This window comes from Legionella brunensis (assembly GCF_001467025.1).
Lineage (GTDB): Bacteria > Pseudomonadota > Gammaproteobacteria > Legionellales > Legionellaceae > Tatlockia > Tatlockia brunensis.
Map to the genome: position 1 here is coordinate 48,544 of NZ_LNXV01000036.1, position 14,260 is coordinate 62,803.

Sequence of the window (14,260 nt, forward strand, 5' to 3'; positions counted from 1 at the left end):
TTTATTTAAAATCCTGATTAATACTTATCCTCTCAAACGGTTTACTTAGGTTGGCGATCTTAATCCTAAAGCTTGCCAACGATTTTCATGATCAATGCGCAATAACAGTGCGACCACCACACAATTAACTACCATACTGGCACCACCATAACTTAACATTGGCAGCGTTAATCCCTTTGTTGGCAGCAATCCCGAGTTGACGCCCATATTAATGGCTGCTTGTAACCCTAACCAAAAGGTCAAACCATAAGCCGTAAAGGCAGCAAACATACGTTCCTGATTATAGGCTGTAAAGCCTATAATCATTCCTCTTGTTACTAATATACTATACAAGATTAATACCAACAGTACGCCAATTAAGCCTAATTCTTCAGCTAACACTGCGAATAAAAAATCGGTATGGGCTTCCGGTAAATAAAATAGTTTTTGCACGCTGTCTCCTAACCCCACGCCTAACCATCCCCCTCGGCCAAAAGCAATAAGAGATTGTGTTAATTGATAACCACTATTAAATTGATCAGCCCAAGGATCTAAAAAAGCAGTTAATCGCGCGACACGATAAGGTGATGAAAACGCAAGCATAGCTAGGCAGCAAATAACAATAATTAATAATCCGACATAATAACGAAGCCTGACACCTGCTAAAAATAAAAGTGCCATGACGGTGCCAGAAATAACCACTGTCGCCCCGAAATCAGGTTCCATAAGCAACAATACGGAAACTAAACCCAAAATGATCATCGGCTTAATAAAACCCAAGATAGAGTACCGCACACTTTCTTGTTGGCGCACCAAATAGCCAGAAACATAAAAAATCATCGTCAGCTTGGCCAATTCTGATACTTGAATGCCAATAGGACCTAATGCTAGCCAACGTCTGGAGCCATTGACTATTCGCCCAACCCCTGGAATTAAAACAATTAGTAACATCAGTAAACAAATGAGCAGCAAAGGCACACTCATTTTTTCCCACACATTACTATCTATACGCATAACAGCCAGCGCCGCTAAAAAGCCGGCGAAAAGGTAACAAGATTGCCTAATCAAAAAATGGAATGGCTGATGGTAATATTTTGTTGAAATCATTACTGAACTAGAGGCAACCATCATTAAGCCTATAATCAATAAACCAAGCACAGCCCCCATCAGCCATTTGTCATAAAGAGCAATGGGCTTATGGGTGGGTTTGCCATGCATATTATAGTGTCTAGGATGCATCGTACTCACAATTTACCTACTAAATTAGTGAATACTTCTCCTCGATGATTAAAATCTCGGAACATATCAAGACTTGCACAGGCAGGAGATAATAAGACTACATCCCCAGGCATTGCCTGCTCTTTGGCAAGCACCACTGCGCCATCTAGCGTGGGAGCTCGTACAGTCGGCACTATACTGGCAAGGGCTGCTTCAATCTTGTCAGCATCTTCGCCAATTAAGATCACAGAGCGAACATAATCCGCAACTGGTGAGCGTAACTCATTAAAATCCGCCCCCTTTCCTTGACCACCAGCAATTAATACAATTTTTCCTTGCATGGAACCTCCTATTCCCGAAATAGCAGAAATAGTTGCGCCAATGTTGGTTCCCTTAGAATCATTTATCCAGTCAACCTTGTCCAAAGTTCGGACCCACTGGCAACGATGGGGAAGCCCCTTGAAGGACTCAAGGACACTAATCATTGATTTAAACTCTATTCCTGCAGCTTTAGCTAAAGCACATGCGGCTAAAGCATTCTCCCAATTGTGTTTACCTTTAATGCGAAGCTTATCTACTGCTAAAAAGCAATGGTCACCATAAGCAAGATAGTTAACGCCATTTTTCTCAACAATCCCCCATTGAGAAGCAGCGGGTTTATCTAAACCATAACTAATTCCATTGATCTGAGCAAATTCTGACGCCGGATATGTCTCTTTGTCTTGACGATTGTATAAAAGAAATTGCGCATTTCGATAAATTCGCTGCTTTGAGGCGACATAAGCTTCGAATGTATGATGCCTATCTAAATGATCAGGGGAAAGATTTAAGATAGTTGCCGCGGTTGATTTAAGTGAATGCGTTAAATCCAATTGGAAACTAGATAGTTCCAATACCCATAAGTCATAATGATGTTCATCATCTAGCAAATCTAGTACGGGTAAGCCAATATTACCTGCAACAGCAACCGACAAACCGGCTACTTTAGCCATTTCACCAACCAAGGTTGTTACCGTTGATTTACCATTGGTTCCTGTAATAGCAATTACGGGCCCCCGGATTTCCCGAGCCAGGCATTCAATATCCCCAAACACGGGGATGTTTAATTTAAAAGCCTGCTGTAAAAAGGGTTCATCCAGAGAAACTCCTGGACTAGTGATGATCCCCGCTAATTGTTGATAAATCGTGAGCGGCAATTCGCCTAAAAAAACATCAACGCCAGGAAATTCGGCAGTAAACTCAGCTAAACCCGCTACTTCTTTACGAGTGTCGAAAACTACAAAAGGTTGATTACGTCGACGCAAATAACCAGCGATAGAATGCCCTGTTTTCCCTAATCCTGCGACCAAATAAAGTGATTGGCTCATAATTGCACCTAACGTAGTTTTAAGGTTGCCAAACCGCAGAGCACAAATACTACTGTCAGAATCCAAAAACGCACAATCACTTTTGGCTCAGACCATCCTTTTAATTCAAAATGATGATGTAGCGGTGCCATACGGAATAAGCGCTTACCACCAGTGTATTTAAAATATCCCACTTGCAAAATGACAGACACGGTCTCAATAACAAATAAACCACCCATAATTAAAAGTACTAGCTCTTGTCTAACGATTACAGCAACCATTCCTAAAGCGGCCCCAAGGGCTAAAGACCCAACATCTCCCATAAATACTTGAGCAGGGTAACTGTTATACCAGAGGAAACCAAGACCAGCACCAACCATTGCTGAACAAAAAATAGTTAACTCACCAGTATTAGGCACAAAAGGAATTGCTAAATAATGAGCATAAATAGCGTTGGAACTCGCATAGGCAAAAATCCCCAATGCACCAGCCACCATCACGATAGGCATGATAGCCAAGCCATCTAAGCCATCTGTCAAATTCACTGCATTACTGCTCCCTACTATCACAAAATAGGCTAGAACAGCAAAGAAAGGCCCCAGGTTAATGAATAAATCTTTAAAAAACGGAACAGTTAATTGTGTTTGTACCGGAATTTCTGCATTGCAATAAAGATAAAGTACAGCAACAAGAGCAATTACGGATTGCCAAAAATATTTCCATTTCCCTGGCAAACCCTTACTATTTTTACGAACAAGTTTACGATAATCATCAACCCAACCGATCAAACCAAAACCAGTCATTACTATTAATACTAACCATAAAGCAGGCTGCTTTAGATCACCCCACAATAAACTACTTACAATAATAGCCAACAGGATCAATACCCCACCCATTGTAGGTGTGCCTGCTTTTGAAAGATGTGTCTTTGGCCCATCGTCTCGAACCATTTGGCCAATTTGTAAATTTCGTAGCCACCGAATCATAACAGGGCCACAAAAAAGACCGACGAGTAAAGCCGTTAATGCCGCCAAAATAGAGCGGAATGTCAAATATTGGAACACTCGAAACGCATGGTACTGTCCTTGTAATAGCTGCGTTAACCAGTAAAGCATGTTATCTATACCTCATAAAAAAGTTAGGGGACATACCCCAGATATCCCGCGCAATTTTAGGGTCGCGCAAAAAATTGCCAAGCATATCATATTCTGAGTGATTCAACCCACCAGTTGACGCACAATTTTTTCCATGCCCGCAGAACGCGAACCTTTTACTAAAACTGTTGTGTTAGCATCAAGTTTACCGAGCAAATCTTGAGCCAAATCTTCCTGGTTTTTATAATGTCTGGCACTAACACCAAAGGCTTTACTCGTATGAGCACTATACACACCACAAGTCATTAATAAGTCAATGCCTTGCTTCTGTGCCACATGGCCTATTTCTTCATGGTGTTCTTGGGTCCAATCCCCCAACTCTCCCATATCACCTAAAACAAGAATACGGTACCCCTGACGTTTTGCCAGTACAGAGACGGCAGCCAACACTGAACGTAAATTAGCATTGTAAGTATCATCAATCACAAGGGATTGGTTTTTACCATTTAAAAATGTCATTCGACCAGGAACACCACAAAATTTATTTAAGCCTTGAACAATATCGCTCAAAGCAATACCGACAGCATAACTACAAGAAGCGGCAGCTAAAGCATTCGATATAGTATGCTCACCAGGAACTTGCAATGTCACCTGAGCATGTCCCGAGGGAAGTATTAAATCGAACTGAGCGAAGCCTTGCGCATTGAAGTGAATATTTCGTGCATAAACATCAACAGGCTTTGTTAATGAAAAACGCAATACTTTTTTACCGACTAAAATATCGTCCCAAAAGTGCGCATAGGCATCATCATCATTAACCACCGCACAACCACCTTTTAATGCTTGATAGATTTCACCTTTAGCTCGCGCCACTCCTTCAATTGAGCCAAACTCACCAATATGCGCTGGTGCGATATTGTTGATTAGAGCAACATCAGGCTGTACGATTGCAGCAGTATAAGCGATTTCCCCAATGTGATTCGCCCCTAACTCAAAAACAGCATAACGATGTGTGGAATTTAGTTGCAGCACACTCAAAGGTGCACCGATATGATTATTTAAATTTCCGATGGTCGCATGTGCTGGTTTAGGCAAAATGGAAGCAATCATTTCCTTCACGCTGGTTTTGCCATTGCTCCCAGTTAAAGCAATGATTGGACAATTCATTGTTTGGCGGTGATAGGTAGCAATTTGTCCTAAAGCCTTTAGGGTATCATCGACAAGCAATTGCGGCATCGCAACCTTATTGTTTTTTTGATTACATACAACTGCAGCAGCGCCTTTAGCCGCAACTTCTTCAATAAAGTCATGCCCATCAAAGCGCTCGCCCACTAAAGCAATGAATAAATTTCCGGGTTTAAGCTGCCGACTGTCTGTGCAAACACCCGTAATTACCTCGTTGCTGGAGCAAGAAGTAGCCAATAGCTTTGCAATATGATTTAAATTCATAGGACTTTAAGATAATTAAAAGCTTAGTGTACTGATTATTGTGCTAACTCACCAGACAATGACCAAATTTTATACATTACAGCACAAAGCCTGCAACCGAAGTAGTTACGATACCGATTTGAACGTCCAATTCAGAGCCTTATACCGATCGTCGCAAAACAGTCAATTTAACATCACATTGATAGATTTTTGATCGAGTGTTATCATATATGCACTTCCTCCTTCTGTTTAAACTAAAAATGAAAGATTGGCTAAAGCGCTTTTTTTCAGAGAACCAAGATATTACATTGGTCTTGAATGGTACAGTCATTAAAAAATCAGATTGTGAAAGAGTAGGTGGCGGATCTGAGAAAAATGTCTATAAAATTAAAGGCTCGAACCAATGTTTTTTTATTCCACACAAATGGCGAAGTGAAGATGGATGGAATAACAAAATTCTCACTGAAAAACTCCTTCTTGATGAAATCAATGGCTTAGGATTAAAAACCCAACGCTTTGAAGTTTCTCCTATGGAGATTCAAGAGCCAGGACAGCCGAACTATAGAATTAATGTTCTTGTAACAAGGGATTTTGAGAGTCTTTGCCAAGAGGAATCGATTGTCATTTATAATCAAAAAGGCGATCAGAAAGTTATTGGCATTCCTCCTGATTTTATTGCCATGAGAGAGCAATTTAAGGATAAACTGTTTGCTCAAAAAATGCTTAAAAAAATCGTTCATGAATATGCTATTGCATTCACATTTTCATTACCGATCAGCATTTTGAATTCTCTTGATGACAGTGAGCATTATTGCTTTGAATTGTCTACAGACGCCACAGAACCACCTGTAGCACGCTACATGTTTTGGGACGTTGTCTCTGATTTTAGTGGAATAAATCTGCCATTAGTCCCAACACTAGCTGATTTAAAATCAGGCTCTAGAGAAAGCTCAGGTCTTTTTTGGGAACCTCTTAGAGGATTAAGAAATCTTGCTAATGGTATTGCTTGCGCCATGCTTGAAATGAATTATCAAAATATACCTGATAGTTGGGAATTTGTTAGAGGGATTCAAACTGATTTTCAATTCGCGTTAAATGACGATGAAATATTAAACCAAGCCCTAGAGCATGCAAGGGAACTTGGAATTGATTCACTTAATAAATTGCTTGCTAATTTGGGTGAGGTTAAGGATAAAATTAGCGATGAGATTTTTGTTAAGCTCATTAGTTCCGCTATTTCAGTAGACTCACTCGACTTAGTCATCAACTTTTTCCACATGGATAAAAATCCCACCGACTTGTCTCAAAAAGATATTGATGACATCATGAGAACTGCCAAAAAATATGGCCGCCAACCCATCATCGACCATTTAAACACCCATCTTGTTCTAGAAAAATCTAAGGCGATTGCAGAGGAAGAAAAAGTAACTGCAGAACAGTTAAATGCAGAAGTAGAGCGATTAAAAAACTCTTTTACAAACGCATACAAAGAAAAATTAACTGCAGACAAAAAGGCATGGTGTGGACTCTATGGTTTTTTTGCTAAAAGCTATATTAGCGAAGATATGTCTTTAAAAGAATTAGTACGACATGCTCAAGGATTATCAAACCAAGGTAGTGGCAAACGCAGCCAGCAAGTGATGCGAGAAATGAATTGGCTTGATGAAAATAACCAAGTAAAAGAGGAAATAAACAATTTATTGATGAAAATTTAGTTCAATTTAGGATTTCATGCTCGCTATCAGGAGAATCCTCATTAGCATTAGAATGTTGATGATGGATTATGAATGGGATTTTCATTTTCTTTACAATAAAGACGATTATTTCAATTGTTGAGATGCTTAGTAATTGTTACCATAAAATTGTGGTTAAAATCTTGCACGGCTAACAATACAATTTTGAAAGTCAAAAAAAGGTATGGTGAGCAAGCTTGGCAACGACTAAGACGCCTAAAATACTTTTGGTGACATTCACCTAAGCACAGTAACCGCTGCAAGATCTAACCTTCTTCAGTTTCACTTTCTTCATCAATTCTGCAATTTGCAATACAGGACTTTTACACCTTTTTAAGCTTCACCAGTAACAATTGTTTATCAAGTCATCTGCATACTCCTTTCATTTAAAAGAGTATTAAGGCCACACCTCTAAAAACTTTTCTATTCCTTTACCAATAAAAAGCAAAAATAACAATCAAATCGATAAAAATTACTCTATAATGGTTTTATATTGACCACGTATTTGGCGATTCATTCTTATGGCTCAAATGAAGAAAGAACTTCAAAACTTTAAAGATAGCTCGCCTAAGGTAGCTATTACCTTTTACTCCAAACGCACAGAGAAAGATCCAGGATATTACACAGGAATTTTAAGTGAGGAAAATAGAAAGGATGTTTTGCGACTGCAAGAGGGGCTTAAAAAAGCTTCCATAAAAAAAGGAGGCATCCCGCCACAGGTAGAAATTACACTGTTTCTAATTCCAGATTGGAGTAAAGGAGAAGATTACAATTCTCCGAGTTATTTAAAAGCAAAGCAAAAGATGCTTGACGATGCACAACAATTCTATGGAAAAGACATTATAATTAAAGATTTTTTATCTTCTAAAGTCTCTAAAGCGGAGCTCGATTTTCTAAGAGACTGTAAATCAATGGGAAGCGTTGCTGATATCGTGAAAACACGTACCATTATCGATAATGCAGGACACCCTTGTTTACAGACCGATTCTAATGTTACTTGGGCTAATAATGATTTTGAGCGATTGTATGAGCTAACGTTTGCAGCAAATAAAGATGCACTTAATGCAAGCCGCTGTTCTGAAGTTTATGTTTCTGCACATAACAAGCTTGTATTTACAAGTTCTGATAGCAAACTACCTGCAATCTTTGAAAAAACATTGGTTGATTATTGTACCAAGTATAATTCAGATAAGTGGCATAAAAGTGAGTCTTGTAATGGAGTATATGACATCGCTTTTGGTGAAGGCATGTGTCAATACGGCCTCACATATAGAGTGCGAGTTCCTGATAAATATAATCCTGGTCAAACGTTCGATTTTTTCCCAGCCAAATTAGGGGATGAACGTTACACCTTGATGCCTCTTGTTGTCGCTTGCCAACGAGAGAGTTGGCGCCAGGGTATGGCTCCTCCTGATCCTGCTGTAGTGGAGTTAACCGGAGGTCTTAAATTACCCAGTGAAGATAAAAATAGACCCCCTATTGAAGTTGAAATTAATCATGTGAAGTATGGTTACTATCATTTTAAAAGTTTAGTGAGGGTATTTACCAATGTCCCAAGCTGGCATTCAGAGGAAGGAATGTCTAAACATAGTGACCAAACTAAAGATTATTTTGAGGGTGCTGAGCATGCGAGGAATTTATTTGTCAGCAAGCAAAATACGTCGTTATGCATGGAAATTTTTGCTAGATATTACAATGCGGTTCAGGAAGCTCAGGGAAATGGAAAGCTTTATAACAGTCATGCTTTAGAAGTGTTGGCAAAACTTATTCCTGATACTGAAGCAGGCAATAAGCTATGTCAGAGTTTGTTTAAATGTAGTGCCAAGGAGTTACATGCAAACCCAAATAGGCCAGCTATTTTACCTGACATCAAAGAATCTGCTAAAATGAGCTTTGATGTGTCTGTTTTGCCTACTTTTTGGCAACAAAAGAAAACACCGACGCCTGTAGTTAGCACATCTCCCAAAGCTGAGACTGAGACTGAGGTGGAGGTAGGTAAAAATCCTACGCAGACTAAAATTTGATATAATAAGCCATTTATAATGGAGAATTAGAATGACGGATAGAAACCAATTCAGGCTAATAGATAGGAGCTTACATGAGGCTATTATGGATGGCAATCGTAGACAGGCTCAATTGATAATAGAAAAGCATGATGGTGATGTGAACTCTCAAGACCAATACGGAGCTTCACCGGCTTTACTTGCCGCCAAACGCAATGATTTCGAGATGTTACAGCTCTTAGTAGAGAAAGGAGCAGATGTAACACTGAGTGATTACATGGGATTTACTGCCATGCAGTGGGCTCAAGAAAACCGTAATGAAAAGATGGCAGACTTTATAGAAGAGCATAGTAATCCAGCTCAAATGAGAATGTAGGGCTTCAATAACAATATAGATATTATAATTACCGTATAAAAAATACATTAAACTACTGCGTACATCAACTATTACCCAGATGGAACGCAGTAGTTTGATACGTCTAATAAATATCCAATTGCCATCATCTGCTGAGAAGAGCACTTTTCCCTTAATATACCCGCATCCTGAAACCAGGTAAAAATTGAACATTCATTGATTTTTATGTTGAAAAATAAATCAGCTGTTAAATTTACCCATCGCTTGCAGAGGTCATGAAGCATGAAATAGCGAATGAGTGAGGTTCGCATATAAAAGCTCCCTAATTTTTTAATGGGAATGCATTTAATTGACAAAGTAATTAACTATAGAATGGCTATAAATTCCGTAATTGGATTACTGATTTGGACAACCTGCCTGATGGTATTGTTTACGATTAGTTTTCTACCTATTAATTGTAAGTTGCATAAGGCATTTTAGCAACTCTTCTTGAGAAATCGCAGCAGCTTTTATCTGCAGTACTTTATTACGGGAGGTTGTCCCACGCAGGATAGAAATTTGTTTCTGTGGGATACCTAATATTTTTGCCAAATATTGAATTAGTAATTTATTAGCCTTGCCATCCTCTGCCACAGCCTGCAGGCTAATCTGCAAGCCCCCCGTGGCATCCAGAGCTATTTTATTTTGCTTAGCACCAGGTTTAACTTTAAGAGTTAACGTAAGTTGCTCAGCATTACATTTAAGCCATAGCGGGCAACTCATAAGGCTCACTAATATTGAGAATGCGATAATAACGAGCAATACTTGCTTCAGTTAATGGTTGACGTTGATCATCTAACAAGTGAGTATCTAATCCATCACGAAGTTGTTTTGCAGTTTCATACATGATAGCAAGGCGTTCAGCATCGATGGTTGAATTACCTGAGGATTGCATAAAAAGGCAAAGACCTCTCACGCTAAAAGCACCAATATTTTGTAAATCAAATACACCACTTGCCGTCGCTGCAGCAAGACTGCAAAGAACTGGGCCTTGACCATTCGCATGCTGATGTCTATGAAAGAGATTACCCTCGCCAAAACGCAATCCGGCAGCCAACACTGTCTGTAGTAATTCATAACCAGCCAACTGACGATTTTCCTTGGCCAATAGAAACATCATCAGTGATTTGCCAGGTTCATTCATCGTTATACTTTTTTCCTCTAACTCCCCCATGGTGGGCATCTTTGCCGAAATGGTTTGCTCAAAGGCATTATTTTGCACTTCTTCATCATGAAGGTCATGTTTTACTTTGCGTACAGCAATAATGTCATCAAAATGCTTATTATCAGCAAGAGACTTATTTTCTCCTTGGCCTAATGATGGCTGATAACTAACAGGATTTAAGCTTTGACGTCTTGCTTTCATCATGCGCCCTATAGCAATCACAACTCCAATGAGTAACAGAACATTAAGGATTAGACTCCAATTCGCCTGCATTTTTTACTCCCCTATATAAAGAACTCTAAGACGAGCTCATAGACAAAGCCTGTTCTACATCTACTGCAACAATGCGCGAAACTCCAGGTTCACGCATTGTTACCCCAATTAAATGATTTGCCAATTCCATGGTTACTTTGTTATGGGTGATAAACAGGAATTGTACGAATTGTGACATCTCTTTTACCAAAGCACAAAATCGTCCTACATTCACATCGTCCAGTGGCGCATCAACTTCATCCAACATACAAAAGGGTGACGGATTTAATTGAAAAATGGCAAATACTAAAGCCACAGCAGTCATTGCTTTCTCGCCACCTGAGAGCAAATGGATTGTACTATTCCGTTTGCCTGGAGGTTGAGCCATCACTAAAATACCAGCTTCGAGCAGATTATCGCAAGTTAACTCTAACATTGCACGCCCCCCACCAAAAAGGCGAGGAAAGAGCGCCTGAAATGCAGTATTGACTTCGTCAAAAGTATTTTTAAGTCGTTGATGAGTTTCCTTATCCATCTTTTCGATAGCCGCATCAAGAGTCGCCAATGCGTCAGTAAGATCCTGATATTGCTCATCCAAATGCAGCTTACGCTGCAACTCACTGTCATATTCCTCAATAGCTGCCAAATTAATAGCACCTAATCGTTTAATCTTATCAATAACTTCCTCTAAGGCTTGTTCGCGTGATTCTTGGGAAACATCGGCAGGAATATTTTCCAAGAGGTCTTTCAATCTCACATCCAATTCTGCCAAAGATTCAACAACACCACTGGCCCGTACGGCAAGTGCTTGCTCTTGCATCTGTTCTTGCTGCATTTTTTCCTGAATCATCCGGGCATTTTTTTCTTCCGTGCGCCCGAGCGCCTCGAATGACTCTAATTGTTTCGTCAACGCATTTAAATTTTCCCGACAAAGACTTAATTGCGTTTCTAGTTCACTATGTTGCAAGACTTTAGTCTGCAAATTATCCTGTAACTCGGCTTCAGGTGTCTCCAAAGCAACCAAGCGAGTCGCCAAAATTTCCATTCGCTCATTTAAAGTTTCCAAGCGCAATTGCTCACGTTTCACATTTTCAGTGAGCTGCTGAATTTTGATTTTTTCCCGGTCATAGACTAACTGGCTTTGATGCAAGGCTGTTCTTGCTTCATCTACTGCAGTACGGTGCTGCAGTAGCATTTCCTCCCAACTTGCTTTGCCAGTTGTTAATTCTTGTTGCGCATCTTCATATTGCTTGGTTGCTTTTACCGCTGCAGATAAAGAACACTCTGCTCTATCTTGTTCACTCGCAAGCTCTTCTAACGTTAATGAAAGTTCTTCACTTTCAGTCATTAAAAGATTTCTTCGGGTTTCCGCTTGTAAAAGAGCGCGTTCTTTATTGTGAATGTCAATTTCATAGGCTTTGTAGTCTTCACGAGAGTTCATTAACGTCTGTTTTGCAGTTTCCAGACGTTGTTCAGACTCTTTAAGCTTCTGGTGTAGTTGATCGCGCCTATTTTTTAAACCAGACAAATCATCTTGAGCCTCGCTCAATGTTTCAGTGAGTTTCCCTAACTCTTCTTGGCGCACTAATAACCCAGTTTGCTCTTGACTCTCAGGCTTGGCAATTTTCGCCCATTTCTTAGCCAACCAATAGCCATCAGGAGTAATAACTGACTCCATATCATTTAAATTTGGTAACCAAGAAAGTGCCTCTTCTATGTTAGCAGCCGCATAGATATTCTCGAGGGGATATAACCAGCTTGGATTTAGACCGGTAATCTTATCAATTAATCGCGGGTAATTCCCTTTGGGGGACGCTTCTCCTTGAGTAATAAATAATGCTGAATCAATTGGCATCTCATTGATTTTTATCAACAACTCATCCAAGGAATCTAAAACAATAGCCTGTAATCCTTCACCGAGGATTAGTTCACAAGCATATTGCCACTCTTTGCTAACAGTTAACTTTTCAACCAGGCGTAATTTTTCTTCCCAACACTCTAAATTCATTAGCTCTTTTGTGCGACCCAAAGCAGCCTGCTGTGCAGCAAATAATCCAGCCTGTTTTGTAGTTAAATGATGAATATTATCCTGTGAATTAAGAATTAGCTTTTCCGTTTCTAATAATTGATCCCGATATTGTGCCACTTCTGCGGCAATTTGCTGTTCAGTTGTCTCTTGCTCCTGCATTTGAGTTGTCAGCAACAATAGGGATTCTTGCTGTATTCGAAGTGTTTCTGCAAGCGCCTCCACTTCAACCAATCGTTGCTCTTCTGCGATTTTTTCCAATCTTGTCAACAACTGCTGACGTTGTTGGGCAATATGGTGTAGACGAAGTTGCTCTACTTGGGTTTCACGCAAAGCTTTATTAAGCTCATCCTGAGTAGCTTGCGTTTTAGTATTCCAGATGAGTTGTTGCTGTTGTATATCTTGTAATAACTGCTCTTGATTGGCAAATTCCTCCTGTAAATTTTGCCAATTGCCGTGCAAAACCCCCACAGACTCTTCGCTGCTTTGCAGTATTTCCGTGTCTTGCTGTATTTGACTAGTCGCCGCTTGCCAATCTATTTGTATTTGTTGCTGATCAATCTGTAAACGCTGCCTCTCGCGTTGGCTTTGTTGGATAGTTTCCTCCAAGCGAGCAATATCGGTAGCCAATTGATAAAAATTAGTTTGTACTTGCTGAAAAACTTCATTGTCATCATGGAGTTTTTCACGAAATAAAGTACTTTGTTTAAACGCTTCCGCAGCATTGGCTTGATGATTTTCATACTCCGTCATGAGTTGTTTTATTACAGCTTGTTTAGTTACTTGCTCACTCGTAAGTGCTTGCCATTTGAGAGCCAAAATTTCGGACTTATATAGGCGCTCTTCTGCTTTCAAAATTTTATAGCGTTCAGCTGCTTTGGCCTGTCGCTCAAGCCTTAGTAATTGCTTGTCTAATTCGTCACGAATATCAGCGACACGCGCTAAATTTTCGCGAGTATGATTAATACGCACCAAAGTTTCCCGGCGTCGCTCCTTATACTTCGACACACCCGCCGCTTCTTCAAGATAGGCTCTTAACTCTTCAGGACGAGCTTCTACTATACGAGAAATCGTACCTTGGCCAATGATAGAATAACCTCGTGCACCTGCCCCAGTTCCTAAAAAGATATCCGTAATATCGCGCCGGCGACAACGACTGCCGTTTAAGTAGTAAAAGGAATCACCATCACGATTAACTACTCGCTTTACAGAAATTTCTTGATAACTGCCGTATTGTCCAGCCAATCGTCCGAGACTATTATCAAAAACAAGCTCAACAGAGGCTTGTCCTACCCCTTTACGGTGAGTTGAGCCATTAAAAATGACATCAGCCATTGATTCGCCACGCAGATTCTTCGCTGAGCTTTCCCCCATTACCCAACGCACTGCATCAATCACGTTTGACTTACCACATCCATTAGGGCCGACAACGGCCACCAATTGGCTTGGGAAAGGGATTATGGTGGGATCAACAAAGGATTTAAATCCCGCCAGTTTTAACTCTTTAAGCTGCATTAGGGACGCAAAAAAAATAAATTGGCAAGATTGTAACCTACAAATAGTCTAGAGGAGAAGAATTGTGACTAGATTGCTTAGGATTGTTAGCAAAATTTCGATCTTGC

The 14,260-nt window shown here is 40.0% G+C and carries 10 protein-coding genes and 1 other RNA gene; 4 read left to right on the forward strand and 7 right to left on the reverse strand.

The genetic code is table 11. The features are described 5' to 3' along the window. Positions 1–45: 45 nt before the first annotated feature. The 4 genes from ftsW to Lbru_RS14560 form a co-directional block, all read right to left on the reverse strand. Positions 46–1,218, reverse strand: coding sequence for a putative lipid II flippase FtsW (gene ftsW, locus Lbru_RS14545; RefSeq protein ID WP_058443170.1), 1,173 nt, complete (start codon positions 1,216–1,218; stop codon positions 46–48). A 5-nt stretch (positions 1,219–1,223) separates the two neighbouring features. Beyond that, positions 1,224–2,564: a UDP-N-acetylmuramoyl-L-alanine--D-glutamate ligase gene (murD, locus tag Lbru_RS14550; protein WP_058442859.1), complete on the reverse strand. Its 1,341-nt coding sequence runs from the start codon at positions 2,562–2,564 to the stop codon at positions 1,224–1,226. Positions 2,565–2,572: 8 nt separating this feature from the next. Then, on the reverse strand, positions 2,573–3,658 hold the full coding sequence (gene mraY / locus Lbru_RS14555) for a phospho-N-acetylmuramoyl-pentapeptide-transferase (RefSeq protein ID WP_058442860.1): 1,086 nt from the start codon (positions 3,656–3,658) through the stop codon (positions 2,573–2,575). Positions 3,659–3,760: 102 nt separating this feature from the next. Next, on the reverse strand, positions 3,761–5,086 hold the full coding sequence (locus Lbru_RS14560) for a UDP-N-acetylmuramoyl-tripeptide--D-alanyl-D-alanine ligase (RefSeq protein WP_058442861.1): 1,326 nt from the start codon (positions 5,084–5,086) through the stop codon (positions 3,761–3,763). Positions 5,087–5,325: 239 nt separating this feature from the next. On the opposite strand from Lbru_RS14560, the gene Lbru_RS14565 reads away from it, so the two are divergent. The 4 genes from Lbru_RS14565 (at position 5,326) to Lbru_RS14575 (ending at position 9,177) form a co-directional block, all read left to right on the forward strand. Beyond that, positions 5,326–6,780, forward strand: coding sequence for a hypothetical protein (locus Lbru_RS14565; protein ID WP_131793550.1), 1,455 nt, complete (start codon positions 5,326–5,328; stop codon positions 6,778–6,780). A gap of 143 nt (positions 6,781–6,923) precedes the next feature. Next, positions 6,924–7,083: non-coding RNA, 6S RNA (gene ssrS / locus Lbru_RS16650), on the forward strand. A gap of 245 nt (positions 7,084–7,328) precedes the next feature. Further along, a complete protein-coding gene (locus Lbru_RS14570) occupies positions 7,329–8,822 on the forward strand; it encodes a hypothetical protein (RefSeq protein ID WP_238583899.1) in 1,494 nt (497 codons plus the stop codon). A gap of 31 nt (positions 8,823–8,853) precedes the next feature. Further along, on the forward strand, positions 8,854–9,177 hold the full coding sequence (locus tag Lbru_RS14575; protein ID WP_058442864.1) for an ankyrin repeat domain-containing protein: 324 nt from the start codon (positions 8,854–8,856) through the stop codon (positions 9,175–9,177). A gap of 423 nt (positions 9,178–9,600) precedes the next feature. On the opposite strand, the gene Lbru_RS14580 is transcribed toward Lbru_RS14575, so the two are convergent. From Lbru_RS14580 to smc, 3 genes are read right to left on the reverse strand one after another with little or no spacing between them, the layout of a single operon-like run. Next, positions 9,601–9,918 carry a DUF167 domain-containing protein gene (locus Lbru_RS14580; protein WP_058442865.1) on the reverse strand — a complete coding sequence of 106 codons (318 nt, stop codon included), beginning with the start codon at positions 9,916–9,918 and terminating at the stop codon, positions 9,601–9,603. Next, positions 9,896–10,633 carry a cell division protein ZipA C-terminal FtsZ-binding domain-containing protein gene (locus Lbru_RS14585; protein ID WP_058442866.1) on the reverse strand — a complete coding sequence of 246 codons (738 nt, stop codon included), beginning with the start codon at positions 10,631–10,633 and terminating at the stop codon, positions 9,896–9,898. The genes Lbru_RS14580 and Lbru_RS14585 overlap by 23 nt, the downstream gene beginning before the upstream one ends. Positions 10,634–10,658: 25 nt before the next feature. After that, positions 10,659–14,153 (reverse strand): chromosome segregation protein SMC, encoded by a 3,495-nt coding sequence (gene smc / locus Lbru_RS14590; protein WP_058442867.1) that lies wholly within the window; start codon positions 14,151–14,153, stop codon positions 10,659–10,661. Positions 14,154–14,260 lie beyond the last annotated feature (107 nt).

What these genes read in the sequence shown, in the direction of transcription:
- ftsW (WP_058443170.1), bottom strand. Translation starts at nt 1,218, where the DNA reads ATGCATCCTAGACACTATAATATGCATGGCAAACCCACCCATAAGCCC.
- murD (WP_058442859.1), bottom strand. Translation starts at nt 2,564, where the DNA reads ATGAGCCAATCACTTTATTTGGTCGCAGGATTAGGGAAAACAGGGCAT.
- mraY (WP_058442860.1), bottom strand. Translation starts at nt 3,658, where the DNA reads ATGCTTTACTGGTTAACGCAGCTATTACAAGGACAGTACCATGCGTTT.
- Lbru_RS14560 (WP_058442861.1), bottom strand. Translation starts at nt 5,086, where the DNA reads ATGAATTTAAATCATATTGCAAAGCTATTGGCTACTTCTTGCTCCAGC.
- Lbru_RS14565 (WP_131793550.1), top strand. Translation starts at nt 5,326, where the DNA reads ATGAAAGATTGGCTAAAGCGCTTTTTTTCAGAGAACCAAGATATTACA.
- Lbru_RS14570 (WP_238583899.1), top strand. Translation starts at nt 7,329, where the DNA reads ATGAAGAAAGAACTTCAAAACTTTAAAGATAGCTCGCCTAAGGTAGCT.
- Lbru_RS14575 (WP_058442864.1), top strand. Translation starts at nt 8,854, where the DNA reads ATGACGGATAGAAACCAATTCAGGCTAATAGATAGGAGCTTACATGAG.
- Lbru_RS14580 (WP_058442865.1), bottom strand. Translation starts at nt 9,918, where the DNA reads ATGAGTTGCCCGCTATGGCTTAAATGTAATGCTGAGCAACTTACGTTA.
- Lbru_RS14585 (WP_058442866.1), bottom strand. Translation starts at nt 10,633, where the DNA reads ATGCAGGCGAATTGGAGTCTAATCCTTAATGTTCTGTTACTCATTGGA.
- smc (WP_058442867.1), bottom strand. Translation starts at nt 14,153, where the DNA reads ATGCAGCTTAAAGAGTTAAAACTGGCGGGATTTAAATCCTTTGTTGAT.